This is a genomic window from Legionella rowbothamii (assembly GCF_900639985.1).
Taxonomy (GTDB): Bacteria; Pseudomonadota; Gammaproteobacteria; order Legionellales; family Legionellaceae; genus Legionella; species Legionella rowbothamii.
The window spans coordinates 11,078-37,198 of the sequence record NZ_CAAAIM010000015.1 but is presented as its reverse complement, the minus strand read 5'-3'; the positions used below and the strand labels follow the sequence as shown (position 1 = coordinate 37,198).

The following is a 26,121-nucleotide window of genomic DNA, read 5'->3' as shown; positions in this document are numbered from 1 at the left end:
TCTAAGCGGCGCACCGCATTTACCTGTTCCTCTAATTCGCTTTGCACCCCGGTCAGCTCATTCACAACCTGTTCACGGGCGCTCTCTGCCAAGCGTAGGCGTTGCTCGAGCTGCCTCAAAACCAGTTGATGCTGCTCTTGGGTTTCACGCAGAACTCGAGCGGCTTCCTCGGAGTGATCATCATTTTGGGCAATCGCTGATTGCAATTCCTCTACTCTACGCGCATGAGCGAGAACCGTTGCTTCTGCCTCTTCCTGTAACAGCCTTACCCTCACTTCTGCAGATTCCAGTTGCTTGGCCTGGACCCTTAACATTTCTTTGCTTTGCGTCACCGTCTCTTGCTCGGTACGCAATAAAATGTGCAAGCGCGCCTGCTCTTCACTGAATTCGTCTACTCGTGCTTCTAAGGACATCACGTGCGAGGACAACTTACGGTTGGCCTCTTCCAACTGCAGTGCTTTATCATGCAAACCCGCATGTTCTTCTTCCAAAGACCTCAAGTCGTTTAAAGTCGATTGGACAACCAACTGAGCGCTCTCCGCAGCTTTTTGGTGCAGGGCCAACCTCTCACTTAACTCTCGACGAACCTCTTCCGTACTCTGATGCGAAGTCTGCAACTCCAAGCGCAAGGCTTGGTTCTGACGAGTTAATTCCCCCGCATCCTGTTCTAAGCGGCGCACCGCATTTACCTGTTCCTCTAATTCGCTTTGCACCCCGGTCAGCTCATTCACAACCTGTTCACGGGCGCTCTCTGCCAAGCGTAGGCGTTGCTCGAGCTGCCTCAAAACCAGTTGATGCTGCTCTTGGGTTTCACGCAGAACTCGAGCGGCTTCCTCGGAGTGATCATCATTTTGGGCAATCGCTGATTGCAATTCCTCTACTCTACGCGCATGAGCAAGAACCGTTGCTTCAGCCTCTTCCTGTAACAGCCTTACCTTCACTTCTGCAGATTCCAGTAGCTTGGCCTGGACCCTTAGCATTTCTTTGCTTTGCGTCACCGTCTCTTGCTCGGTACGCAATAAAATGTGCAAGTGCGCCTGCTCTTCACTGAATTCATCTACCCGTGCTTCTAAGGACACCACCTGCGAGGACAACTTACGGTTGGCCTCCTCCAACTGCAGTGCTTTATCACGCAAACGTGCATGTTCTTCTTGCAAAGACTTCAAATCATTTAAAGTCGATTGGGCAGCTAACTGAGCGCTCTCCGCGGCTTTTTGGTGCAGGGCCAACTCCCCGCCAACCTCTGCTGTGTTTTGTTGAGAAGACTGCAACTCCAATCGCAAGAATTGATTCTGTCTGCTTAATTCCACCACCTGATGTTCTAAGCCGCGGACGGCTAAAACCTGTTCCTCTAATTGCTCCTGCACACGAACCAGATCGTCCACAACTTGTTTACGAGCGTTTTCTGCCAAGAGTAGGCGCCTTTCAAGTTGCTCTAAGTCCAGTTGATGCTGCTCTTGGGTTTCGCGCAAAATCTGGGCTGCTTTCTCGGATTGCTCATCATTTTTGGCAAGCGTTAATTGCAACTCATCGACTTTAGACGTGTAAGCAAAGGCTTTCGTATCACCCTCTGCACGTAACTTCCGCACCATATCTTCTGCAAGATCCAGTTGCCTTGCTTGGACTCGTAGCATTTCTTTGGTTTGGCTTATAGTGGATTGCTCAGCAAGTAATAACTCGCCTAGCTTTTCTTGCTCTTGAGTTAAGCTTTGTACTTGCTCCCTTAATCTATTTAGTAAATCCTGGTCCGGTACTAAAGTAGCAATTAATGAATTCAAATCATTACCTTGGCGTGCTACCTCTTGTAAGATTTTAACAGGTAAATTTAATGCCACAACTTGAACATCTATTTCTACACGAGGTGTTATTTCCTTTAACAATTTGCTATAGAATTTTTTTGCCGTATCTTCTGACGCGTCATCAACCAGTTTTTTAAATAGCCCCAGTTTCAGTTCAGTTGATAACTTATCATTATGTAATAAATCACGTAATGCTGGATGGCTATTAGAGTTACTTGCTTTTTCAATCAGCCAATCTTTATTAACTAATAATGCAACAATACGGCATTGCTGTAATTCTTTTGTTCTGAAATCTGGAGAAATTTCATCAAATAATTGATTTAATATCTTAAATTGATTCGTTTCACTCTTTTCAGAATTTAAAAAATTTCTTAGCGGATTTACTGGATGTGGATTACTTAGTAAGTGAACCAGAACCTTCTCTGGCTCTTCGCATTTGGCCTTAATATGAGCCAACATTGCGGTCAGAACGGTATACTGGCCTTGTTCTAAAATGTAATTAAATAAGTTCTTGCCTTCTTCATCACGTTGAGTAAACAGTTGTGTAAACTCAGCCTTAGAAAGAGAAATGTCATCAGCTAATTGAATGAGATTTTTTACCCCAGAATAATTACCATTTTTTGCAGCAATCAAAAGAGGATAAGCATTCGTTTCAACGGGTGGCTTTAATAAGAATATTTTTGCAACATCGACCATTGCTTGAAGTTGAGCAAAAGGAATGGCCTCTAAAGTATTTTCATCGGCTAAAAATAAATGATAAGGAGACATGCCATCTGGTGGAAAAACCAACTTAAGCATTTTTTGTGGATTAATCTGATCTACCACTCCAGAATTTAGCTCATTGTACTTAGTGAGTATTTGGTTAAATAGATCTTTATTCCCCAGTACAGCACAAAGATGTAGTGCTTGATTAATGAACTCATCATAAGCGTGCCCCTTAGGTAACAAATTTAGAATAGTAGTTAATTGCTCCTTATTGTTATTACGAATAGCAATATGAAAGCCATTTGTTGACCATTTAATATAAGGTGCCGTTTTAACTTGTTTCGTTGGACCATACTCAGTCATCATTAATTCGAATAATTCTTCCGAGGTTGCTCCCGCCTTAGTTAAAGCCTTAATTAAATTAGAAAAAACATCGGTCATACCTTGTTCTGCGGCGTAATGCAGTAAACCATTCGCTTTGACTTGACCAATAAATGCCTGATTAGGTTGGGTTATTTTGCCTAACAAGGAATTTAGAATTTGATTTTGACCTGTAGATATAGACTCCGCTAATAATGATCTAAATGGGGCATGCTCCCCAATAAATTTATCACTAAACTGAGGCTCATCAATTGCCTGATCTAAAATTGCAATTGCATTCTCTATCTGCTCTTTTGTCTTTGGATAGGTGCATAAAATATCCATTCGTTTTAATTCGCCTACCTCGACTAACAACTCATCTGCTCTTAAGTTAGATCGAGCGTGCTCGTTAAAAATCGCTTGTAATGTCTCGGCATGTTCAAGTGACTGCTTATACCCAAGATTATGAAGATTTTCGTAGCGTTTAATGCATTGCTGTGACGCTGCTATAATGTCCTTAAGCTGGATTTTATTAAACCCCTCACCACTACCAACTACACTACGAACTCGAGTTAAAATGGCATTAATATCATTGAGAATTTGGTGCTCAGGATTATCTTCTAGTATCTCTCCTTGAGCCCGTAAAGATTCACGTAATGAATCCTGGATCATTTGTAAACGACGATATAAATGGAGCGGCTCTCCTTCACGCTGGTTGGAAGGAATATACATCACTGCATCTTTGTTACTGTATACGTCACTTTCTTGTATTACATCCATGCCACAAGCAAAATACTGATTGAATTTAGCTACATCAACAATTTTTAATCCCAATGGTTTTTTTCCATCAATATCTAAAATGCCGGGAACAATATAATCGGTGACAGCACGTCCTTTTACTAAAGTAAAATAGGCCTGACGGTTGCAAATACCAAAAATCATGGTCGTTAAAGCCCAATCATCCATATCCGGTTGGCTATTTTTTAACACGGTATTTAATTCAGGCTTAGGTATACTATCTGACGCAGGCTGTACACTTCGGTCGTGCCCCAACACGGTAGGGCTAATATAAGGTAGAGTGCCATTACGCGCGCCATGTAAGATCTGTAACGTTGGGTCCACACCATAACGAAAACCTTCATCACTTTTCTCTATGTAGCGCCCACTAGCGTCAACGCATTTATTCCCTTCGGGATTAGTACTGTTTGGCAAGTCAGCACCGAATATCTCAGCAAAAACCTCTGCAACCGATTTTGATTTCTGTCCTTCCTGAATTCGTTCAAATCCTCCAGTTGCCCAGTCAATGTATTTTACTTGATAACTACCATCAGGATTCTTTTTGTAAAGGAAGTTTTCTGGCTTAATGTCATTATGTGAAAAACCCAAATCGGCAAATCGTTGGGCCTCTCTAACAATTTCTTGCGATAACTCAAGACTTTCTTTGAGAGAATCGAGCGCTTCTTGTGCGCTAGAACGCCCTCTTTTTATAGGGTCGTGATAAGCAATATCAGCCTTAGTATATAAATTTAATTTCTTGTTAGCCGTATCAGCATAGGTCTCCCCTTTTGCACGTTCAGTTAAAATTAGATATTGACGAGGGGTGCCGGTCTTGGAAAACAATCTCCCAGCCATTCTAGCCTTATCATTTTTGATCCAATACTGAGTGCCACCAGAAATCAGCCCATATTTTTCTTGCGCTGCCCTGGAATAATTCTGCAGAATATCGCTTTCAATTCGGTATAAAGGATCATCACGTGCTGTAATAGGTCGTGTTCTTAGATCGTTACGACTGGTGTCTTGAAAAGTAGGTGCCGCATCATTATTAGGTACATATCCTTTTTTAATGATTTGGTTTAAACCGGATAATAAGCTTTCAACCTCTTTTACTGAGCCGTATTGGCCAACTCCCAACAGTTTGCTATGAGTAAATAAACGTCCTTTCTTCTCACCCCCACGGTAGGCTTCGTCCAATCCTTCAAAGGGGGCGATAATCCCGCGACTACCACCATACGAAAAAATAAAATCCCCACCAGCAGGTTTCACCAAAGAATAAGGAAGTTTTATTCCACCAATATCAACAGAAACTGAGGCAACCTGCTGTCCTTTTTCATCCGAAACCTTTACTGTAAATTGACCTGTAACAGAATGTTGCACCTTGAATTGAACACCACTAATATCAGCAGGTTTTATGGCAGTTGCTATTTCTTTTAAAATAGAAAAATAAGCATCTTGTTCTGCACCCGTTAGGGAAGGTTCACCTTTTTCCGTCCGCTCATACAATCGAGACATTTCTTCTGCCATGATCTTAACTTGCTCTTCCATGTACGTAATTTCTTCAGGCGTTTTTAAATTCAATGTGGGTACCATAGAACGATATTCTTTAAGAAATATCGCTTCAACTTTCTTAGCAATATCACTTCCTGATTTAAAGGCATTCTCTAACTCTTCTGACAATTCTTGCCTTTCTCGTGCAGAGGAAGAAATTACAATTGATTTTTCAATAATGGGCTTAACTGATTCCGCAGCTTCAGAAGGATTTAATTGGGATAGTTTTTGATATGCATCGTTCAAATACCCATCAAGTCCCGATAGTTCTAAAGCTTGTTTAAAATGACCAGCCTGAAGGTGTTTAAATGCCGTTTCCAGGGTTAATGAAACGTGCGATTTAATCGCAGGGGTAGGCGCATTGAAGGCATCTTTAACTTGTTGATAACCATAGACAGAATACAATTCCAATAACTTGCGTACTAATAATTCATCACTGTTATCTAAGTTTAAATGGCTAATTTCTGATACTTGAGTTTTATTAATCTGGCTTTTAACTGTAGCTAATTGTTCTAAGAAGGCCTGAGCTTGCTCTTCAGAGAGCTCACCAGAGTGTGTCATTCCCACAATTTGTCGTTCTATAGCTACAAGTGATCTACCTCTTAAGCTAACTCCCTGGACTTTACTCGTAACAGTTGATTCCTTGAGAAATACATCCATTAATGCTTTCTCAAGCACTCGCCTAAACCCCCCATTCTTTCCAATAATATCAATCAGCTTTTTAGCAAATGCCTCATCACAATTGAAGTAAGAGAAATTGACCTCTATTTCTCCATTAGGCAACAATTTGACGATTGGGTTCACACACTGTTTTTTAAATGTATCTTTTATGTGTTGCTCAATTTTAGGTTCACTTGCATTGAATTTATCAGTATTGCCGCCTTTTTTAAGCCCTTTGTCTTTGGCCCCCTGATAAACCTCGGCTAGAATATCCTGAAACTTGATGAACTTTAGATCCTGACCAGGCGTATAAGCTTTCGGTTCTTTTTGTACTTTAAAAACTACATCCTCTTGCAAATATCGTTTTTGGGCGAGACTAGCAAAAACATCATCAGTAACTTTGCTTTTAGTAAATAACTCCATATCTCTGATGTTTCTAGCCCAAAATAAATCACGTATGAGGTTCGCTTGTGTCTTTTTTGCATATTCTCGGCGATCTTCCTGGCCAAACCTTAATGCATGAAACAGCTCTTTCCTTGCTTTAAACGCGTTGATTCGTTCATCATTGCTCCAGTCCCCTGTTATACCTATTTGCAATTTTTTTTCAGCCTCTACCAACAAATCACCAATAGATTTTCCATTAGAGGCTTTATATTGACTAAGATTATCAATTACAGGGGATTGATTAACATTGATTAATTTAGAATGCAAAAGACCTATAACCTGTTGATATTCAATGTATTTATTAGATTCGCTCTTCAGAGATACATTATTGCAATCACGTCTTATAATTTCATAAAAACCCATATGGACAATTCGTTGACATTGATTACCCAATTGAACATCATGTGAGTTATTTTCATAAAGGCTAATAGCCTGAGTTATCATGTCTTGAATATTTGACAATGATAATGTTTGTAACTGAACTTCCTGTTCTTCATGCTCCAACTTAGAGAGCACCTCAATATACAATTGAGTTTGTAGTTTTTTAATGGTAGATGGCGCATCAGAAAGCGTGTAAGCCAAGTGTTTTATATCACGAAAATTTTGCGCAAGTAATTTAATAAACGCAGGCAAATCATCAATAATGGGTTCCACGCTAAGCTCAAGAGAATGGTTATATTCATCAGAAATAGCGCTCATCCGGATCACTATTTGTTCTATAAATTCTCTCTGCTTTTTTTTGTATTCTTCTAACTGCTCATTCGCTACAAAATTATCAGGAATGCCCTCTGGTAAGTCTGATAACTGCCTCAAAAGTTGCTCATGTTCTCTTTTTAGCTCTTGGTAAGCAAATACAATTAACAATTTTTTAAGAACATCAGACGAAGGCCCAACAAAATTAATAGAATCGATACCATTAATAAATTTTCTACAAAATTTCATGCTTGAGCAACTTAATTAAAGCCAATGTGTTATAAATTTTAGCTTATCTTTCTTAAGGAAAAATTAAACTATTGGGCATAGAGCTAACCCACAACAAAACTCTTGGGCTTGGCGAGTAAAACACTAATCAGGAACTACCCCACTGGACTGCATTCTCAGCAAAACCGATTCATAGCACCTAACGGGATAATTCCATCTTTCCTGATTGGTTACAGGCAAAGAAGGGCGCTATTTATTCACAGCAATTTATAACATAAGGGCTCTCGATCCAATTTTACCCAATACAAAATTATTCCATGTCCTTTTGAATTTCCTAACCTCAAACTAGGAAAAAACTAATTTGGGAATTCGTAGAATGTGTTTTTGGCGAATAATATAAATAAATTGTTTTTTGATATAATAACTTTTAAATTGCCAGCAGCCGACTTTCATCAAGGTCAGTTTAGTAAACATTGAGCGAGCACCCCCAAAGAACAAATCCTCTTGCGATAACTGTCCAAATATTCTACGATAATGATTCTAAACACAAACTTTATAGCAAAATAGATAGAAGAGTGGCGCTTGGGGTGTGAAATGCTAGTTAGGTATATTAAAAACAGCCGTCTTACTAAAAAAATCAATGAATTAGATAGTGCTAAACATCAAGACTTAAGTGATCTAATTCAGTCATTAAACCTACCTGACCTGAAGCACCCCTTTTTTCAAGCAGAAAACCATACTACCGAACCCTATAATCAATACGAACTGTATTTAACATACGCCTATCTCTCCTATCTCTATATTAATAAACAATTAACCTATCCTGGTGTAGAAGAAGATTTATCTGGTTTTTTAAGTCATATAAAAATAAGAGAACAAGATCAGCATTGCCTACCCTGTCTTGATAAGGATGATTTCTTACAAAGTTATTTTATTCATGCGGCCTTACAGAGCTATCCCGAAAAAATTAAACTCTTTAGCACGAACTTACCGGAAAACAAAAAACTGCTTCGAGAATATATTAAACAATTGCGTAAAGATTTCCCTATGGTACCTAAAGAGAGGCTTAAACAGATAATTGATTCCCTATCGGGAATTAATAGCATTTTTTTTAAAGTAACCGCTACCCGTGACGATGATCCTCTGCTTTATAACACAATTAGGCCAGGCGGGCGTATCAATGTAAGTTCAGCAACACCATTTAACGATACGCGAATAGTACCGTCTATTAGTTTCATCCGAGCATTGGCACAAGAATGCAACCCAACTCATCAAGTGACAATGGAACCTATTTTTGGTCAAATTAACGTAGACACGCTGCACAGAGATTTTCATCAACACAATTGTCATCCGATTAGTCTTTATTCGACATGGGTGAAGAATAACGTAGTATCAGTACATCACACCGAAAGCTCTAAACTTAGCATTGCAATGCACGATGCCTATTACCACTTTATGGCCTTATGCCAATTTGAGCCAGGGGCTCTTTACTTCTTAACAAATGAATTGTGCCCCGCATTAAAAAACTTAGCTATTAATAAAAGCCTTGCTATTAATAGTAGTGCAATACTTTCTTCCCTTTTCGAAAAAATAAACGACTTTGCTATAATTCCTAATAGTACTGAAAAAGAAAGTGTGTGGTCATATATCAATAGTAGAATCACTTATCCATCCGGAAACTCGGAACCAGAACGATATCGACACAACCGGATTATTGATTTATTAATCATGGCTATTCACTCCCTTAAATCAAAACATGCATTTATCGAAACAAATTATCAAATAAACCTAGATGCATTATTAGAGCAAATGAAGGCCCGCCTAACTCTTACGCCCCCCCCTAAATCTGTTATCAATTTAGTTGACCTAATAAATTTAGTAGCAGAGCATTCAATTAGCTATGGTGTACATGAATCTATTTCTGCAATTAATTTTTTACTGGGCCAAGAAATATCAGTCAATACTGAAATGATTTTATTGTTCGTTCAACAAAGCCACCGCCAATTAACGATAATATTAAAAGATATTGTTACTCTATACGGCGTTGATTTTTTCCAACAACCTATTGCAGAGATCAAGAAAAAAATAGACAGCCATCCGAACGTTGAAGAACCCTCTATTCCGGAATACATAAGATCAACGTACCTAGCCGAACAAGCCCTTCCCCTAGTGAACAGATCCATCAAAAAAATGCTCCCTAAAGATGCCATTGACAGCATCGTAGATGAAATAGTCCCTGTTTTTTTAAGCAAGGTTGATTTAACAAACCTTCCTACAAGGCCGGTACGAACTTATTTAGAACCATTTCAGCCCTTCTTTAGCAGTCCTACATTTTTTATGTTTTTATCACATTTTAAAGAAATCACTGTTCGTTTTTCGAAGCAAAATTGGCAAAACATAATCAATTATGGCGAACTAGTTGGATACGACTTCACATCTATGGTTCAGAGCATTTTGTTAATTACCCCCCAAAACAAACATTTGTTAACAAATGAACTCATGGACTTAATTTTAACTCCTCCTACTTATACACCTTATACCACCACAGCGTTATCTTTAAGCGAGACTCAAAATCAACATGCGCAGAATATCATCGAAGTTTTCGCTTTCTTGGCGAGAAAAATTGAAGAACGCATGCCAACTCAAATAAACTTTTTTCACGAAAAGCCACCCCTTCTGCAATTGGCGTTTCGACAATTTTTGTATGCCATGAATAAAGAAGACCTTCCACAAGAAACTATTGCACAACTCAATGATGATTGTGAGTTCCGCTTATTCTCGGAAAAAAAGGAATATAGGCCAATTATTGAACTATTCTGTCCGATGCAGCGCAACGAATTTAATATCAAGCTCATTTAAATGATTTGGGTATCGCAGCTAAAACGACTCTCACCTCGAATTTTGTTCCCAGACATTAATGAAAATACCTTATGGAATATTAAACTAAATTATTTTGAAGCAAAAAAGGTTAAAGGGACGCTAACAAATAGCAATTTAAAATTACACGTAATCAGGGTCCTTACGATTTATATTCTAATTTCTACTCGACTTCATTATACTAAACCACGTATAAACAATGGATTAGGGATTATCATGTTTAAAAAGTTTTTATTGACATTATTCACGGTGAGCACCAGCTATGCTGGTACTATGGGGTGCGCTAAAGAGGCAGTGACAGTTCCTTGTGCACAGCAAGGATGGGAAATTGGTGGCGGGGCTTTGTATGTTAGGCCTTCTTCGAATTTGCTGTTAAATCCTTATATAGTAAGCGGTTTTATTAGCGCTGATAATCAACATTATAGCAATCTATCTTCTCCTTGGGATTGGGGATTTACCTTGACGGCAGGCTATTATTTTAATACCGGCAATGATATTAATTTGAACTGGCTGCACTATATTGATAACTATCAAGCAAGCAAAACAGCATTTTTCCCTGGGACCGCAGATGGCATTCCTGCGTCTACGAGTATAGAAGCATTCCGGTTAAAACCCAGAATTGATATTGTTAATTTGGAAATGGCGCAAAGTGTGAACTTAGGCAGTCAAACTGGGCTTAGACTTCATGGCGGCCTTCAATATGCGAATGGCCAAGTTACTCGTCAAGTAGCAGCCTCTCAACAATTAGACAATGGCCCAGTAAATTTATATCAAATCACCTCCTTAAATGCTAAATATGATGGTATAGGTCCGCGTCTCGGCGGCAAATTAACACGAGCACTACCTTATAATTTATCTATATTTGCTGAAGGAGCCACCTCGCTTTTAATTGGAAAGGCACGAACTAAATTATCCGGTGAATTTCGCAGCTCTATAATTCGTCCTATTACTGGTTTTAGTAATACAACAAGAATAGTTCCAGGCCTCGATATGAAAGTTGGCGCAAGCTATAGATTAAATATGAATAGGGGGCAATTCGACCTGACTGCAGGCTGGATGTTGCAACATTATTTCAATATGTATACCCAGTTACCTGGTGATGTCTTTAATCTTGAGACCACTGCGACTAGCCACGAATTTTCTTTAAATGGTCCCTTCATCCAAGGAAAGTGGGTTTCTAAAGCCTAACCTGGGAACAGTACAACATGCCGGATATTTTGATAAAGCTTAAAGCTTATTACCAAGCAGGCATGTTGTGCCTACTATTATCTCTTGCCGTATTATGGCAAAGCACTCAAGATAGTTTCCTCTTAGGGATGAGCTATACCCTGATTTTAGCCTCAGCTTTGGTTTATTTCTCTGCACAATGCCAGCAAGTTAAATGTAAGCTCACCATTCTTCATATCGTACTGATTTTATGGTTGCTGTGGATTTGCATTCCTCCCCTATTAGGATGGGTACCTCTCAGTAGTTTATTTGGTATTTTTCAATGCAGTTTGTGGATCTTTATTTTTTTTATTTCCGACCAATCAAAAACAAGCTTATGGAAGGTATTTTTTTACACCCTTTGGTTACTGGGAATAATTAATGCTTGCTATGCATTGTTCCAATTTTTTATTTTAGGTCAAATGCCTTGCGGTCTTTTTATGAGTAAAAATACTGCAGCAGCGTTTTTTATGCTCACATTATTAACGATTAACGGCCACTTTTTAACCCAGCCTATTCAAAAAGAAACAGGCAAGCATCATGCTTTTTACCTTGGCCTTTTAGGGATTAGTATTTTTATTTTGTTAATCGCTTTATTCGCAGCGTTTAGTCGCGGTGTCCTAATCAGTTTGGGCAGTGGATTGCTTTTGGAGTTTTGGCTGCTGCGTAAATTAATAGTTAAAAAACGATTCCTAAATTTTCTCGGTTTGTTGTTGCTCGCTATCGGAATTTTAGGTCTTTTTTCCCAACCTGAAATCCAACATCGTCTAGTGCTTTTGCAACGAGAAAAATCACGTTGGATTATTTGGCAAGGAGCATGGGCTTTATGGCAAAACAGCCCTTGGCATGGGATTGGGATATTTAATTTTATGCATTATTATCCCGCCTTTAGTCTTCCAGGAGACGGCTCTTTATTACAATATGCTCATAATGATTTTTTACAATTACTAATCGAAACAGGCTTGCCAGGAGGATTGATCTTATTGAGCCTCTTGATAGTCATAGGCTATTCTTTTATCGGTTATTGCTTACGGCAAAATCAATTAGATCCGAAGCGGCATATTCGCTTAGTGATTTGTTTTACTGCCTTGATGAGCTTCTCGCTGCATAGTATGGTGGATTTTAATTTTTATGTTCCCAGCATGAACCTATTATTAGGATGTTATTTAGGCTGCTTGCATCGTCTACTGAAACAAGAACAGCTTATTACTACTAGAGTCATTAATTTCTCAAGTAGGAGTAAATGGATATTCAACAGCCTAATTGGATTGTTTTTCCTTTTCATGAGCATTAACTGGGGACAATTATTGCTCATGAGTCATTATAACGCTAGTACAGAAGAAGCCATGCAAAAAGGTAAATATCAGCTTGCCTTAAAAGAAAATCAGCATGCTTTAGCTTGGGGCAAATCAGCAGAGCTTTACAGTCAGCGAGCAGATATTCTTTTGCAACTAGGTCAACATGCTGAACACGAGACCCAGCTTCACCAATTTACCATGCAGGCGAACCAAGCCATAGAAAAAGCTATAGCCATCAACCCTTATTATGCCCATCCTTATGCTCAACGTGCCTTAGTGCAATTATTATTAAATAACCCCAAGCAAGCCCAGGCCTTTTTTTATCAAACATTGCGCAAAGATCCTCATGATAGCTTAAGCCGTATAACCTTTTGTCGCTTATTAGTTGCTCAGCAAGAACTTATAGAAGCACAGCACATTTTAGAGCAAGGTTTAAACTATCCTATACCCGCTGAGCAAGCCGAGCTTTATTTAAATTATCTAGCAAAATTACGGTACGAAAATGGTGAACAACAACGTGCATTGATGGTTGTGGAACGTTTAAAAAAATTGTCTTACTATAATGAGGATTATAGTGATTTAGCATAAAGCTCCTAGGGACTACCAATCAAGAATAAATCAGCCTGCAATCAGTAGATCAAACGTATTAGTGCATTGATTGGTAAGCGAGCCAAAAGGATTTCATCAATAAAGTGTATAAAAAACACTACATAGAAAGGTAAAAATACAATAAAAAAACGTAGGCTTATATAACACAATATGGATGAAAGAAAATCCTGACATCAACATTTCAATATACTAGTGAGGTTCTATTGGATAGCCCTGTACTTTATACATTTAGACGTTGTCCTTATGCTATCCGAGCAAGGATGGCGCTCGCTTATGCCCAAATATCCGTAACTCAATATGAGGTGGATTTGAAAAATAAGCCCACGGAATTACTAGAGCTCTCAGCCAAAGGCACTGTTCCAGTCTTAGTTTTGCAAGATAACCGTATTATCGATCAAAGTATTGATATTATGATGTGGGCGTTAAAACAATCCGATCCTGATAATTGGTTGAAACCAGAACTTCAATCATATTGTGATGAGTTAATTCGTCAAAATGATACGCAATTTAAGCCTATTCTGGATTGCTATAAATATTCCCAAGATCCAATAGTCGCCGGCAGTTACCGTGAGCAAGCCCATAGTTATATTAAGCAGTTAGATTCCTTACTAATATCCCAACCCTACCTGCTTGCCAAACACATAAGCTTGGCGGATGTTGCCCTCTTTCCCTTCATTAGGCAATTTTTTATGGTAGACAAGACCTGGTGGTTTGCGCAAAGCGAATACGCGAATTTACAAAACTGGCTCGATTCTTTTTTAGATTCAGAACTATTTTTCAGAGTAATGCAGAAAAGGTAATTCCTAAACAACTTTAATTCATTCAAATTATAAAAACAAATTAGCTGCGCACGTAAAAAAGGATTTTTTCTATTATTTAATAACTAGGAAGTATAAAACCTTAAGCCGTTAGGCCTTGACGAAGCAATCCAGAACAGTACTTCATTAAAATTTGTTTCTGGATTGCTTCGTTCACAATGACGTCAATTTATAATTTGGAAATTAAAAAATTAGTTCGTTCTGCCTGTTCTGGCACAACCATGCTGCTTATTAACGGTTTAAAAAACAATAACCGGGGTTGACCACCAAATTTAGCAAATTCCTCTGGCTCTTGATGTTTCAGTGTTTTTTGTAGGATTCTTTTTGAACCTTCATTTTCAGGATGAACTGTAGCAACAATTTCTTTAATGTCTCTTTCTAAAGTTTGTTCACTTTCAGAAATAATATATTTAATAAATTTCTTTCCCAAAATAGCAAGTTCAGTCCCGTAACCATTTCCCCAAAAATCTTTGTCAATAATATAAGCAATTTCACCGACATTTGAATGGCCCTCTCCAACATGGGAAAAATCATCTAGCGCATGCCTTACTTGCAGAAACCCTATAAACTCTTGGGTGCTTGAATGATAAATGGAAAACACAGAAAATTTATTGTCAGAATTCCATTCCTTTAGTTCATTTTTTATGAAACCTCTTACCTCTTCCGGTGTCCAAGCTTTTCCTGTGCCAAATAACCTTACATTTTCCTGATTTCCTAAAAGACGAGTATATTTCTCAATTAAATCGTCCTCCCCCTCTTGGTTAAGGGATCTAGCCTCTACTTTACTCGAAAAAATTGAATACTGATTCGACTCATTTCTAATAAGTACATCACCCAGTTTTTTTGATTTATAAATTACCCGTCTCATGTAGATTTTCCTCAATGTATGTTTTATTCAATGAATGAAGTTTACAAAGTTGTAAGTACCGTTTCACGTCTATAAAGAGGAGTCTGTAGTAAAAACTCACTAATATTGTGCTTTACAATATCAGTAAGACTCTCATTATGAGCAAATACTTTACGTTGTCGTTCGGAACTAGTTCCGGCGTCCATAATCATTTGAAGAGTAGAAAAGTATGTTTGATAATTAAATTTTTTGATGTAGGGATTTAATTTTTCAATCCACTCATTGATATCCTCACGCATTAACTTAGTTTTTCCTTCTGTATTCATTAATAATTCAGCGTCAAGTCCATAACGAATGGCTCGCCATTTATTTTCACGAGAAAGCCAATAAGGGGGGCAGGCGACCGATTCCAACCAACTCCCATTATCAGCAAACCAATGGGCAAGCATATGAATCAGCGCAACTAATGCAAGGGTTTCTGCAAGAGTCGCAGTACCATCACAGACACGAATTTCCAAGGTTCCAAAACCAGGGCTTGGTCTTAAATCCCACCACAAGTCTTTCAGTGACTTAATTGACCCACATAACTTTAATGTCCTATATAGGCTCTCAAAATCTTGCCAAGTTTGAACATGATAAGGCTGACCTGCCGTAGGTAAGGCTTCATAAGTAGTTGGCCTATAGGCAGCAAGCCCTGTATCAATTCCTTGCCAAAAAGGAGAACTTGAAGAAAGAGCTAATAAATGTGGCAAAAAATACATAAAAAAATTATTAAAACGAATACATTCTTCCCCACTGGACATGCCAAGATGTACGTGCAAGCCATAGACGCTCATACGACGTGTAAGCCATTGATTACGATCAATTAACTCTTGGTAACGAGTTGTGGGAGAAACCAGCCAATCAGAATATTTAGAAAATGGGTGAGACCCTGTTGTTGAAAATAAAACCCCTAGCTCTTTTGTTGCATGCTGTAGTGATCCCAGTGTTTTATAAAGATCATCTTCGACTTCCTGAGCAGAACTACATTTATCCGTATTCACTTCGATAGTACTTAAATAAAACTCTGGTTTAATTTTTTCGAGATGTTTTGTGGCATTAAGTACCTCAGTTGCTCTTGAGCATAAGTTATAATCTTCAGCATTGATGAGTTGCAGCTCAATTTCCACTCCTAACGTTAAAATACCATTACTTTTAAAGTAAATTTCCTCATTCTCCGAGGCACTCGTCAATTGCGAAGTATTTCTAGTTAAAAGGTCATTAATTTGATTATCCATCCGATAACCCTCCTTTGTTTATAATTTTTAAGAGAGTGCTAGTAATTGAGTTACTACTTTTTGAGGATATTCCCATAACGATCTTGAATACTTAGATACTACAAATAACACTCTTATTTTTATTTCTGTTGATATAATTCGTATTCAAATCATTTTTTATAGTAAAGGTTAAGCTATTTTTTTTCAACCTTTATAAACGGGATACCAACATGAGAACCTTTATTTAATACCTTAATTAGAGACAAACTATTTTTACTAAGGCTGCTATAGTTTACTTAGCCACTTAGCTATAATAGAGGGCCTTAACATACTGGTAATTACAATTTATGTGTGATACTCCCCCAAGAGTTGACAAAGTTACAAATCAACTCGATCACCGTTCTAAAACCATTATTCTTGCTGTGCGAAAAATTATGCAGCAAATGGACTATCACTCAAGAAAACTAAATAAACATTATGGCTTAACAGTGCCTCAGGTTATTTGCCTGTATGAAATTTACGAAAATGGCATGATGACCATCTCCTCACTTTCCAAACGGGTCTATTTATCCATGAGCACTTTGGTAGGTGTAATTGATCGTTTAGAAGAAAAAAATCTTGTTAGCCGGACTCGTGATATTAAAGATAGACGCAGTATTTATATTGATATCACAACAAAAGGTAAAGAGTTTGTACAAGAAGCCCCCTACCTATTGCATAATCGATTAAATGAAAATCTTCAGGCTTTAACCGAGCAAGAACAAAATGTTATTGCGAATTCCCTTGACCTACTAATTAATCTTTTGCGAGAAATTTGATTTTTAAAACATGGGGAACAGATCTTAAGATCTCTTAACCATACTTAACTAAAATAGTATTATTTGATGTCTAAGCTCCAAAATTACCGCGACTTGCCCCTGTGATATCTAATTTATTTGGGTTTTTATGGATACCGCGGTCAAGGCGCATTAATTCGCACCATTATTGGGTAAGAAAACATAAGTGAGCGACATTAACGAAAGATTGTTTTTTTTCTACCAATGCTTAAAGAGCAAGATTTTCCCCAATATGTCTATGAGCTAATGATAATAAATCCTCGATACATCTCTTCATCTCTCGTATTAACTGCATTCCATAAATCCTCGACCTTTACCCAGTATGCAGGATATTTATATCGTGCTACATCAAGAATTAAGAAACGATCTGTTTTTTCATCATAAGCAGCGATTGGCGAATGATGCCCATTCCCCTCTTGTTGCAACTCTGTTCTTAGGAAATTAACAATAATAAATTGCTCATTTAATAATGCTTTTTTTAATACGGATCTAAACTCGTCAATCGAGAGCTCATTAGCAAAAAATAGGTCACTTTTTAGCCCAAAACTTTGAATTACGCGATTCAAAGTGAACAAATTAATCCCTGATTTTTTAACTTCCTCCGGGTTAATAATCTGTTGCACCTGCTCATTGAAAAAGTCTTCCTGTGTAAAATAATGATAAGGCGCATGTTGAAAATCAGTGGGGGCCGATAGGCCAGATGAATTTAATACCATCACAGCACTCGCAATTCCGCAATAAGTCAGCGTTTTTTGAGTAGTAAAATGCTCAAGAAGCTTTAATAAATTCTGATTTATATTTTTGCGAAAAAGAATAATCCCAGGTTTGCTTGAAATACCGATTAAATTATCGGGTAGGGGTTCAACTGCGTAACATTCAGTAATAAAGATAAATATAAAGCATAAGCACGCAACTTTTAGTTTCATAAACATAAGGTTCCTACGTAACGGTTTTCACAGAGAATAAATAAAAAAATTAATGTCTGTACTTACTACAGCTGGGAGCGGATGGGGATTATCAATGGAGAAGGGTTAAGTGTATTCATTAGCATGCATCTCATAAAAGACAACTCCAGAAATTCATGTTGTATTCTACTATCTTCAATTAATTATGTACAATTTTTTCTCATTAAACTATAGGATTTACTAACCTAGAAGTACTGTGAGAGAATATTTCTCCCCATCAGATTTCTGGTATCAACAAAGAGACCTCAACCGACACCATAATTTTTACGGCTTAACGATGCAGTTTTAAATGAAAAAGGCCATTAGTAGGTGTTCAACTCAGAGTGTCTATAAGGGATTTAGAAATGAAGCGGGATATTGCCGCTTCATTTCAAGATAATTAATCTTTTACTTCACATTTTATTTGTGTGCAATCGCGGCAATTTTTAGCGGCAAAAGCGAAGGATTCTGCTGCAGTGCCTTGAGTATTTGCCATTTTATCATCTGCAGATTTATCATCAGTTCTCTCGCTGCTACTCGCATTTGTAGTACAAATCCATTTTTCATTCATATTAGTTTGAACTGAAGCAAAGCTAATAGTTGAGCTAAAAATAAAAAAACTTATAATTAATTTTTTCATAATGTTTCCTTATTTAAATCATCATTTTTAATGTTTTATGTGATTGCGGAAGTCCTTAACTGCCTTCTCAACTTCATCTTTTGAGTAACCGTAATGTTTTTGAAGTTTTCCAAAAATTTCCTGATGATTTCCTTCAATGACTTTAAAGTCATCATCCGTTAATTTACCCCAGGTTTGCTTCATTTTACCTTTTAATTCTTCCCATTTCCCTTCAAAGATGTCCTTATTCATGATCCTTCTCCATAATGGTTTCCGTCTAAAATGTAGAGCAACTTATCAGAAAAATCCAATTTTAATTAAGAGCTAATTTCCCTAAGAGAGCCTAACACTCTATTAAATAAACGTTATTTTAATCCTAAAAATATTACCCTCTTAAATTCAAGCCATTTAAACTTATAATCATGTAGAAAAAATCTAATTTGCTTGGCTATGCGATAATGTAGCGAACAAAAAAGTCTAATACTTTTAGTGAATTGTAAAAAATAAAATCAAAAAAATATAATATTAGTTATACTATGTAGGATAAGAACTGTAATACTCTAAAAAATACGTCAAAGCACGAGATCTTAATATTAAGGGACGCAATATGATCAAAGGTTCTGAGCTCTTAGTCGCGGCACTCGAAAATGAAGGGGTTGAATATATTTTTGGGATTCCTGGTGAAGAAAATCTTGATGTGGTTGAAGCGTTGCGCACCTCCTCCATCAAACTGGTATTAACGCGACACGAACAAGCAGCTGCATTCATGGCAGCAACCTATGGTAGATTAACCGGGAAACCAGGTGTTTGTATAACCACTTTGGGTCCTGGCGCACTAAATCTTACTACGGGTGCAGCATACGCTTTGCTTGGGGCAATGCCGATGATTATGATAACAGGGCAAAAAGGCGTTCTCTCATCGCATCAGGGCCGATTTCAGATAGTGAACACCGTCGCGACAATGCAACCACTCACCAAAATGTCGCGCCAAATTGTTTCACCGTCAATGATTCCTACTCTGGTACGAGAAGCATTTCATATTGCTCAAGAAGAAACTCCAGGTCCGGTTTATTTAGAACTTCCTGAAGATATAGCTGCTGAACGAAGCAAAAAAGTGAGTCTCACTCCACCACATCCCATCGAATACCCGATTGCCAATGAGCAAGCCCTAAGTCGCGCAGCAGAGATGATTATGCGGGCTAAACGTCCCTTGGTCATGCTGGGAGCAGCAGCCTCTCGCCCAAGAGCCACTAATGCGCTTGCCGACTTCATTCTGCGCACCAAGCTACCCTATTTTACAACTCAAATGGGTAAAGGCACCGTTAGTGGGGCAAGAGAATATTACATGGGAACAGCTGCACTATCCGCACGGGATTATGTGCATGAAGCCATCGAACAAGCGGACCTGATCATCACCATTGGTCATAGTACCGTAGAAAAGCCGCCATTTATCATGGAGGGTACAAACCTTAAAGTCATCCATGTAGGATATCAATCAGCTACAGTGGAACAAATTTATTTCCCTCAGGCAGAAGTCATTGGAGATATGGGCCCTTCATTAAAATTGTTGGCAGATAAAATCGAAGGAAAAATCCCGCATGCCAACGCCCTGCTTCCTTTACGTGAAGGCATTTTGAGTAAAATTTCTGCTCGAGCTACAGAAGACCGCTTCACCCCACAGCGACTCGTTTATGACATTCGGCAAGTCATGCCCGAAGATGGGATTCTGGCGCTGGATAATGGCATGTATAAAATCTGGTTTGCGCGAAATTATCGGACACAAATGGCCAATACCATTCTCCTTGATAATGCCCTTGCAACCATGGGAGCAGGACTTCCCTCTGCAATTATGGCATCACTATTGTATCCTCATCGTCGCGTAATGGCAGTTTGCGGGGATGGAGGCTTTATGATGAATAGCCAAGAATTAGAAACAGCTGTACGTCTTAAATTAAACCTGGTGGTACTCATTCTTGAAGATAATGCCTTTGGAATGATACGTTGGAAACAAGCCGTTGATAAGTTCCCAGATTTCGGTATGACATTTACCAACCCTGACTTCGTCAACTACGCGGAAGCTTATGGAGCACGGGGTACTCGCGTGGAATCAATTGAGAATTTTCAGTCGATTCTTGAAGATGCATTTACCACTGGTGGTGTACATCTTATTGTTTTTCCGGTTGATTATTCAGAAAATAAGCGCGTTCTTGTTGATGAATTACAGCAACGACTTCCCCCAGTTAATAAGGGAGTCTAATCATGAAAAAAACACTGCAGGTAGTGAATGCATTTGACCGCAGTCTAATCACCGAAATTCCTGCTGATGATGCAAAAACACTAGAAGCAAAGCTTAATCGAGCAACCTTGGCTTTAAACAATCGGGATGGGTGGCTTAAGGCTCATGAGCGAATGGCCCTATTGAAACGAACAGCCCAATTATTATCCGCTCAACAAGAACGTTTTACTCAACTGATTGCTCAAGAAGGAGGGAAACCCTTTACTGATGCAGCAGTCGAAGTCACTCGAGCAATTGACGGTCTAAATGATGCTGCTGAAGAATTACGACACTTTGCTGGTAAAGAAATTCCTATGGGGCTGACTCCTGGAAGTGAGCATCGTTGGGCATTTACGATTAAAGAACCTATTGGTGTTGTTGCAGCTATTTCAGCTTTTAACCATCCATTAAATCTCATTATTCATCAAGTAGCTCCCGCAATCGCGGTAGGATGCCCTGTTATCATTAAACCAGCAGTCCCTACTCCCTTATGCTGTTTAGAGCTCGTTATATTATTACGCGAAGCCGGCCTTGCCGAAGAATGGTGTCAAACCTTTATTACCGATGACAATAACTTAGCAGAACAATTAGCAACCGATAAACGCATCTCATTCTTAAGTTTTATTGGTTCTGCTAAAGTAGGTTGGTACTTACGTAGTAAACTCGCTCCCGGAACTCGTTGTGCCTTGGAGCATGGTGGAGCAGCGCCTGTAATTGTGGATCGCAGCGCTAATTTGGAAAAAACGATTCCCTCTTTAGTTAAAGGTGGATATTACCACGCAGGCCAAGTTTGCGTTTCCGTGCAACGAATTTTTGTGCATCAGAAAATTATTGACTTATTTATGGAAAAATTTGTTAAGCAGGTCCAATCACTTCGTATTGGCGACCCCATACTTAAAGAAACTGAAGTAGGACCCCTTATTCATCCACGTGAAGCAGAGCGCGTCCTATCTTGGGTTGATGAAGCCGTCTCTCAAGGTACAAAATTATATGGCGGAGGACGTCTTTCTGAAACAACATTAATTCCAGCGGTATTATTTAATCCACCTGCCGATGCTAAAGTATCCCAGTTGGAAATTTTTGGTCCAGTAACCTGTGTTTACGGGTATGAAGACCTTGAGCAAACGATAAAAATAGCGAATTCGCTACCCTTCGCCTTTCAAGCCAGTGTTTTTTCAGAAAACCTAGAACCCGCTTTAAGAGCAGCAGAATGCATTAATGCCTCAGCAATACTCATTAATGATCACACTGCCTTTCGCACTGATTGGATGCCATTTGCTGGATTAAAACAATCGGGTTATGGCACAGGAGGGATCCCTTGGACGATGAAAGATATGTCACAGGAAAAAATGATCGTTCTAAAAAGGAATTAGCTTAAACATCCACACTAAATAATCCTTGGCCAGCCATATTGATGTGTACTAATTTCATTCTTATATGAGTTAAAATATTGTATAGGAATACAGTATCTAATAATTCATTATCGAGACAACTAACAAGAACTATCTAATACATTAGCTCATTTTATAATGTCAGGAAAAGATCAAGGAAATGCATTAATTCAGATAAATAAAGGAGCAGAAAAGCGCCCAAAATATCCTCCTCCAGGCATCACTGCTTACTCTCTCTGATTGGTTTGGTATTGCCGCTACACCTGAGCCGGAAAATGATTTAGAGGAATCGGATCTGCTCACATTGTGCGTCAACTAATCTAGATCCATCGTCATTGCGAATCAAGTGAAGCAACCTAGGGGGGCCCGTGCCGAAAACTCCTGGGTTGCTTCGTCATTGATAATCATAGAGAAATAATGCAAAAATAAGATGGCTTTCACCGGCGTATTACCTATCCGTCATCATATTGAAACACTATGTAACTATGGAGAGTTCATGAATCAATTAATTACTACGTGCCTCATTTCCAAAAAGCACAATGTTACACATGTTGAGTTAGATAATGAAATCATGGTCTTAGAACCTACGAGCCAAACATATTTTGGCTTAAATCCTGTAGGCGCAAAGCTATGGCCTCTATTCGATAAACCAGGGAAATCAATGGAAGAAGTGATACAATTTTTAATGCAAGAATACCATATTGAATGGCTAAAGGCGGCGGATGATGCGCTTTCGTTTATTCAAACGATGATCAATCACAATATTCTTGCTGTTGAGCCACTCCCTGAAATCGCCTGAGTAGTTCGTTGAAGACTGGCGCATGTTTAGTGCGCCCCCCCAAATAATTCATGTAATTTTTTTATAATTTCTTCTGGCTGAAACTTCACAAGAAAACACCCGTATTCAGCGGCCACTTCCGCAATGAGCGTAGGATTAGAAATACTGGAGTTGAAGATCACCGGAATAGTACTGGCTTCCCCGCGAATTTTTCTTGCCATTTCCAACCCGCCCATACGCGGCATTTCAAAATCAGTGAAAATTAAGTCAAACTTGTCAGGTTGTTGCATGAATTTTTCGTACCCATCTTGACCATCTACTGCCTCAATGCAATGCATGCCTTGTGCGGATAAAAGTTTGGATACCTGGTACCGGAAAATTTTTGCATCGTCAACAACAAGCGCAGTTTTACCAGCCATAGAAGAGGATGACGAGGAAGCAGATATCGTTTCATTATTAGGTAAGTTAAGCAGACCTAAATGAGCCAATATTCCCTCCAAATCAAGCAAATATAAAAACTGATTTTTATAAGGAAACAATCCATTGAGCATACAAAATGCGGAATTCTCTAAAATTGAAGGAACACTTAAAATTTGGCTGTTTTTAAGCGATTCAATACGGTAGGTAGCATGAACTAAAATGCCAACAACCATATTGAGTAATTGGCAAATGATTATTTTAGTCTGGTTGTACCGTTTTATTTGTTCAACATGCTTAGCAAACTCAGAATCAAGCAAAGAGTTTGTTGGCGAACTTGGGGCTAATTGAGAAAAATGCATGTCCGGTTGTTTTAGCACTAAAGATAAATCCATGACCGGCACAGCCTCTTGATGGTGTTCATATAGACCAATAAAGGGCAAGTGGGATGCAGGAAGACATGAGATTCGCTCGTAATCGACAACCCCAATAATCTTTTGCGCATTAATACCAACTAACATCGCCTGAGAATCTGCGATGATAAGACATGGAACCATGAGAAAGTTTTCATTCTCTGTAGAATGCTCCTGTACAGCCATCATTCACTCTCCTTAACATGAAAGTCCCTTTCATCCAATAAACGTACGGGTGAATTATTGATATTTGCTGTCGCCGAAACAAGCAATTTAAGCGAGACATCGACGCGTCTTGGACGCTCAATAATAAGGCCACAAGGGCTATTCTCATTAAAATCGGCGACTAATAGCAAATGAGTCTTTTGTACCTTATAGGTTTCAATCCCGTTAGTGTATTTACCCGTAAAATCGACTACCGGTATAATCTGCCCCCCCAAGTTCACAATTCCTAAGTACCCTGGAACGATCTCCGGATAAGGTGTAATTACAGGCACCTCGACAATCTCACTAACATAATGAATATCTAAAGCATAATGTGAGTCACACATTACAAACTGGATAAAGGTTTTCTTCTCATCAACAATTTCAGACTCTTCAAACTGGAATTGCTTTATTATGTTTTCAAATTGCATTGATGCTTACCTCATGCCGACTCATAATATGTTTATATAGTTTTTCAAGTGACAAAATGAATGCGGAAACCCCTGTAGTTAAAATAGAAACTCCTTGAAGATAATTTAAAACAGGTATCCCTAAAGGTAATGCTTTGACAATAAATTCTGTATTTGCAATCAACTTATCAGCAATAAACGCGCATCGTTCCCCATTAATTTGGGTAAGACAAACAAACATTTCACGTCTCATAAGCGAATCGTCAGCGCCAGTATTATCAAAATACTTAGACAAGAAAATACATGGGACAAATTGATTATCCACATTTAACAAATATTGATTTTGGTTGAATGTAATATCATTTCGACGCAAGGTGTAGGTCTGCATAATGTCATGTGTGGGAATACCATAAACATGATTGCCTACACTCACGACGATTAAAGGGATAATAGATAATCCAATGGGCAAGTACAAACTAAAAGTGGTCCCCTCACCTACTTTAGTATCAATGTGAATTCTACCTCCAGATTTATCAACATAGGTTTTAACCACATCCATTCCCACGCCTCGACCTGAAATTTCACTGACTTGTTGAGCAGTAGAAAAGCCTGGGGCAAAAATAAGCTGTAATGCATCCTGCTCATTCGCCACACCTGAAATATCGATTCCTTTAGAACGTGCCGATTGTAAAATGCTCTGAGCATCGATTCCCTTACCATCATCGCTAATTTTCAAAACCACTTCACTACCAATAATTTTTGCATCCATGCAAATCGTACCTTGGCGTGGTTTATTATGCTGTTCACGTAGTGAAGGCGCTTCAATTCCATGATCCATTGCATTTCGCACTAAATGAATTAAAGGGTCACCTAAAGAATCAAGAATACGTTTATCAATTTCAGTTTCTTGCCCACTCACTTTAACTTGAATTAATTTGTCACTACTCTCAATATAAGTACGGATGGTTTTTTCCATTCGTGAAAACAGACTTTTAACCGCCGTCATACGCATACTGAGCACAGCACTTTCAAGTTCAACAATTCGTTGGCGTAATGAATTATCGAGTACTTCCCATTTGAGAAATAAATCATTTTGAATCCCCGTATTTTCAAAACCAGTTTCCACTAAATGAGCAATTTGGTTTCTCAATAAAAAAATCTCGGAGGTAATATCATAGCTACGTTGAATTCTGTCCAAAGGTACGCGAATCAAATTTGCTGTGTCTTTTTTAGCTTGGCTTTTCGTCGCATTAACTTGCTCCTCAGCCAGTTGATAAGGAGCACCCTCGGGTGTAACGGTTGGGGTTAAGGCCTCAGGTACCTCTTCAATTTTGGGCTCGACTACTGCGTATACAGGCAACGCCAAAGATTGTGCTTCTTCTCGCTTTTTAGCCTCTGTCAGTAACAGTGTTTCAATTTGATCGATTTGGTGAGTCACCAGAACTACATCAAAATCGTCAGGAGCTTTTTTCTTGGTACTCAAATAACTTTCAAGTTCATGAGCCACCTTAGTTAACTCATCCATTTGAAACATCGCTGAGCCACCTTTGATGGTATGAACGCCCCGATAAATTGCATTGACGTTATCAATCTTTTCTTCAGTGGAATGTTCGTCCGCATAAACTTTTAACAAATCATAGAGCTCTTCGAGAACTGCCTTAGCTTCCTCGAAAAACATGAGTATTATTTCATCATCATCCATAGTGTTA

General features: G+C 38.6%; 17 protein-coding genes. 8 read left to right on the top strand and 9 right to left on the bottom strand.

Features of this window, described 5'->3' with window-relative positions; translation table 11 throughout:
- The coding region (locus E1P08_RS16250) for a coiled-coil domain-containing protein (protein ID WP_133138021.1) at nucleotides 1-7,235 on the bottom strand (7,235 nt) is incomplete at its 3' end.
- Between the two features lie 573 nt (nucleotides 7,236-7,808).
- Here E1P08_RS16250 and E1P08_RS16245 point away from each other — a divergent pair.
- From E1P08_RS16245 to E1P08_RS16230, 4 genes are all read left to right on the top strand, one after another.
- On the top strand, nucleotides 7,809-10,073 hold the full coding sequence (locus E1P08_RS16245) for a hypothetical protein (protein WP_133138020.1): 2,265 nt from the start codon (nucleotides 7,809-7,811) through the stop codon (nucleotides 10,071-10,073).
- Nucleotides 10,074-10,307: 234 nt separating this feature from the next.
- The gene (locus E1P08_RS16240) at nucleotides 10,308-11,279 is read left to right on the top strand and encodes an Lpg1974 family pore-forming outer membrane protein (protein ID WP_165485218.1); all 972 of its coding nucleotides are present in this window, start codon (nucleotides 10,308-10,310) and stop codon (nucleotides 11,277-11,279) included.
- Between the two features lie 17 nt (nucleotides 11,280-11,296).
- The gene (locus tag E1P08_RS16235) at nucleotides 11,297-13,183 is read left to right on the top strand and encodes an O-antigen ligase family protein (protein ID WP_133138018.1); all 1,887 of its coding nucleotides are present in this window, start codon (nucleotides 11,297-11,299) and stop codon (nucleotides 13,181-13,183) included.
- A 224-nt stretch (nucleotides 13,184-13,407) separates the two neighbouring features.
- A complete protein-coding gene (locus E1P08_RS16230) occupies nucleotides 13,408-14,004 on the top strand; it encodes a glutathione S-transferase N-terminal domain-containing protein (protein ID WP_133138017.1) in 597 nt (198 codons plus the stop codon).
- A 187-nt stretch (nucleotides 14,005-14,191) separates the two neighbouring features.
- Here E1P08_RS16230 and E1P08_RS16225 read toward each other — a convergent pair whose 3' ends face one another.
- Together E1P08_RS16225 and E1P08_RS16220 are read right to left on the bottom strand one after the other, a co-directional pair.
- The gene (locus tag E1P08_RS16225) at nucleotides 14,192-14,890 is read right to left on the bottom strand and encodes a GNAT family N-acetyltransferase (RefSeq protein ID WP_133138016.1); all 699 of its coding nucleotides are present in this window, start codon (nucleotides 14,888-14,890) and stop codon (nucleotides 14,192-14,194) included.
- A gap of 41 nt (nucleotides 14,891-14,931) precedes the next feature.
- A complete protein-coding gene (locus E1P08_RS16220; protein WP_133138015.1) occupies nucleotides 14,932-16,146 on the bottom strand; it encodes a carboxylate-amine ligase in 1,215 nt (404 codons plus the stop codon).
- Between the two features lie 326 nt (nucleotides 16,147-16,472).
- Between E1P08_RS16220 and E1P08_RS16215 the strand changes: the two genes are divergently transcribed.
- Entirely contained in the window at nucleotides 16,473-16,943 is a 471-nt protein-coding gene (locus E1P08_RS16215) for a MarR family winged helix-turn-helix transcriptional regulator (protein ID WP_133138014.1), read from the top strand.
- Between the two features lie 254 nt (nucleotides 16,944-17,197).
- Here E1P08_RS16215 and E1P08_RS16210 read toward each other — a convergent pair whose 3' ends face one another.
- From E1P08_RS16210 to E1P08_RS16200, 3 genes are all read right to left on the bottom strand, one after another.
- Nucleotides 17,198-17,887: a phytochelatin synthase family protein gene (locus tag E1P08_RS16210; protein ID WP_165485217.1), complete on the bottom strand. Its 690-nt coding sequence runs from the start codon at nucleotides 17,885-17,887 to the stop codon at nucleotides 17,198-17,200.
- A 418-nt stretch (nucleotides 17,888-18,305) separates the two neighbouring features.
- Nucleotides 18,306-18,545 carry a hypothetical protein gene (locus tag E1P08_RS16205; protein ID WP_133138012.1) on the bottom strand — a complete coding sequence of 80 codons (240 nt, stop codon included), beginning with the start codon at nucleotides 18,543-18,545 and terminating at the stop codon, nucleotides 18,306-18,308.
- 27 nt (nucleotides 18,546-18,572) lie between these two features.
- On the bottom strand, nucleotides 18,573-18,776 hold the full coding sequence (locus E1P08_RS16200) for a CsbD family protein (protein ID WP_133138011.1): 204 nt from the start codon (nucleotides 18,774-18,776) through the stop codon (nucleotides 18,573-18,575).
- A gap of 355 nt (nucleotides 18,777-19,131) precedes the next feature.
- On the opposite strand from E1P08_RS16200, the gene E1P08_RS16195 reads away from it, so the two are divergent.
- The 3 genes from E1P08_RS16195 (at nucleotide 19,132) to E1P08_RS16185 (ending at nucleotide 22,989) form a co-directional block, all read left to right on the top strand.
- The gene (locus tag E1P08_RS16195) at nucleotides 19,132-20,781 is read left to right on the top strand and encodes an acetolactate synthase large subunit (RefSeq protein ID WP_133138010.1); all 1,650 of its coding nucleotides are present in this window, start codon (nucleotides 19,132-19,134) and stop codon (nucleotides 20,779-20,781) included.
- A gap of 2 nt (nucleotides 20,782-20,783) precedes the next feature.
- A complete protein-coding gene (locus E1P08_RS16190) occupies nucleotides 20,784-22,172 on the top strand; it encodes an aldehyde dehydrogenase family protein (RefSeq protein WP_133138009.1) in 1,389 nt (462 codons plus the stop codon).
- A gap of 514 nt (nucleotides 22,173-22,686) precedes the next feature.
- Nucleotides 22,687-22,989, top strand: a complete 303-nt coding sequence (locus tag E1P08_RS16185; RefSeq protein ID WP_165485216.1) for a PqqD family protein — start codon at nucleotides 22,687-22,689, stop codon at nucleotides 22,987-22,989.
- Nucleotides 22,990-23,015: 26 nt separating this feature from the next.
- On the opposite strand, the gene E1P08_RS16180 is transcribed toward E1P08_RS16185, so the two are convergent.
- From E1P08_RS16180 to E1P08_RS16170, 3 genes are read right to left on the bottom strand one after another with little or no spacing between them, the layout of a single operon-like run.
- The gene (locus E1P08_RS16180) at nucleotides 23,016-23,987 is read right to left on the bottom strand and encodes a chemotaxis protein CheV (RefSeq protein WP_133138007.1); all 972 of its coding nucleotides are present in this window, start codon (nucleotides 23,985-23,987) and stop codon (nucleotides 23,016-23,018) included.
- Nucleotides 23,984-24,433 (bottom strand): chemotaxis protein CheW, encoded by a 450-nt coding sequence (locus tag E1P08_RS16175; RefSeq protein WP_133138006.1) that lies wholly within the window; start codon nucleotides 24,431-24,433, stop codon nucleotides 23,984-23,986. Before E1P08_RS16175 ends, E1P08_RS16180 begins: the two co-directional genes overlap by 4 nt.
- Complete coding sequence (locus E1P08_RS16170; RefSeq protein ID WP_133138005.1) at nucleotides 24,423-26,114, bottom strand: chemotaxis protein CheA; 1,692 nt, start codon at nucleotides 26,112-26,114, stop codon at nucleotides 24,423-24,425. Before E1P08_RS16170 ends, E1P08_RS16175 begins: the two co-directional genes overlap by 11 nt.
- Nucleotides 26,115-26,121: the final 7 nt, after the last annotated feature.

Bases quoted from the DNA above. Each gene is read 5' to 3' on its own strand.
- E1P08_RS16245 (WP_133138020.1), top strand. From the start codon at position 7,809: ATGCTAGTTAGGTATATTAAAAACAGCCGTCTTACTAAAAAAATCAAT.
- E1P08_RS16235 (WP_133138018.1), top strand. From the start codon at position 11,297: ATGCCGGATATTTTGATAAAGCTTAAAGCTTATTACCAAGCAGGCATG.
- E1P08_RS16170 (WP_133138005.1), bottom strand. From the start codon at position 26,114: ATGGATGATGATGAAATAATACTCATGTTTTTCGAGGAAGCTAAGGCA.
- E1P08_RS16225 (WP_133138016.1), bottom strand. From the start codon at position 14,890: ATGAGACGGGTAATTTATAAATCAAAAAAACTGGGTGATGTACTTATT.
- E1P08_RS16240 (WP_165485218.1), top strand. From the start codon at position 10,308: ATGTTTAAAAAGTTTTTATTGACATTATTCACGGTGAGCACCAGCTAT.
- E1P08_RS16190 (WP_133138009.1), top strand. From the start codon at position 20,784: ATGAAAAAAACACTGCAGGTAGTGAATGCATTTGACCGCAGTCTAATC.
- E1P08_RS16215 (WP_133138014.1), top strand. From the start codon at position 16,473: ATGTGTGATACTCCCCCAAGAGTTGACAAAGTTACAAATCAACTCGAT.
- E1P08_RS16220 (WP_133138015.1), bottom strand. From the start codon at position 16,146: ATGGATAATCAAATTAATGACCTTTTAACTAGAAATACTTCGCAATTG.
- E1P08_RS16175 (WP_133138006.1), bottom strand. From the start codon at position 24,433: ATGCAATTTGAAAACATAATAAAGCAATTCCAGTTTGAAGAGTCTGAA.
- E1P08_RS16210 (WP_165485217.1), bottom strand. From the start codon at position 17,887: ATGAAACTAAAAGTTGCGTGCTTATGCTTTATATTTATCTTTATTACT.
- E1P08_RS16205 (WP_133138012.1), bottom strand. From the start codon at position 18,545: ATGAAAAAATTAATTATAAGTTTTTTTATTTTTAGCTCAACTATTAGC.
- E1P08_RS16185 (WP_165485216.1), top strand. From the start codon at position 22,687: ATGAATCAATTAATTACTACGTGCCTCATTTCCAAAAAGCACAATGTT.
- E1P08_RS16195 (WP_133138010.1), top strand. From the start codon at position 19,132: ATGATCAAAGGTTCTGAGCTCTTAGTCGCGGCACTCGAAAATGAAGGG.
- E1P08_RS16200 (WP_133138011.1), bottom strand. From the start codon at position 18,776: ATGAATAAGGACATCTTTGAAGGGAAATGGGAAGAATTAAAAGGTAAA.
- E1P08_RS16180 (WP_133138007.1), bottom strand. From the start codon at position 23,987: ATGATGGCTGTACAGGAGCATTCTACAGAGAATGAAAACTTTCTCATG.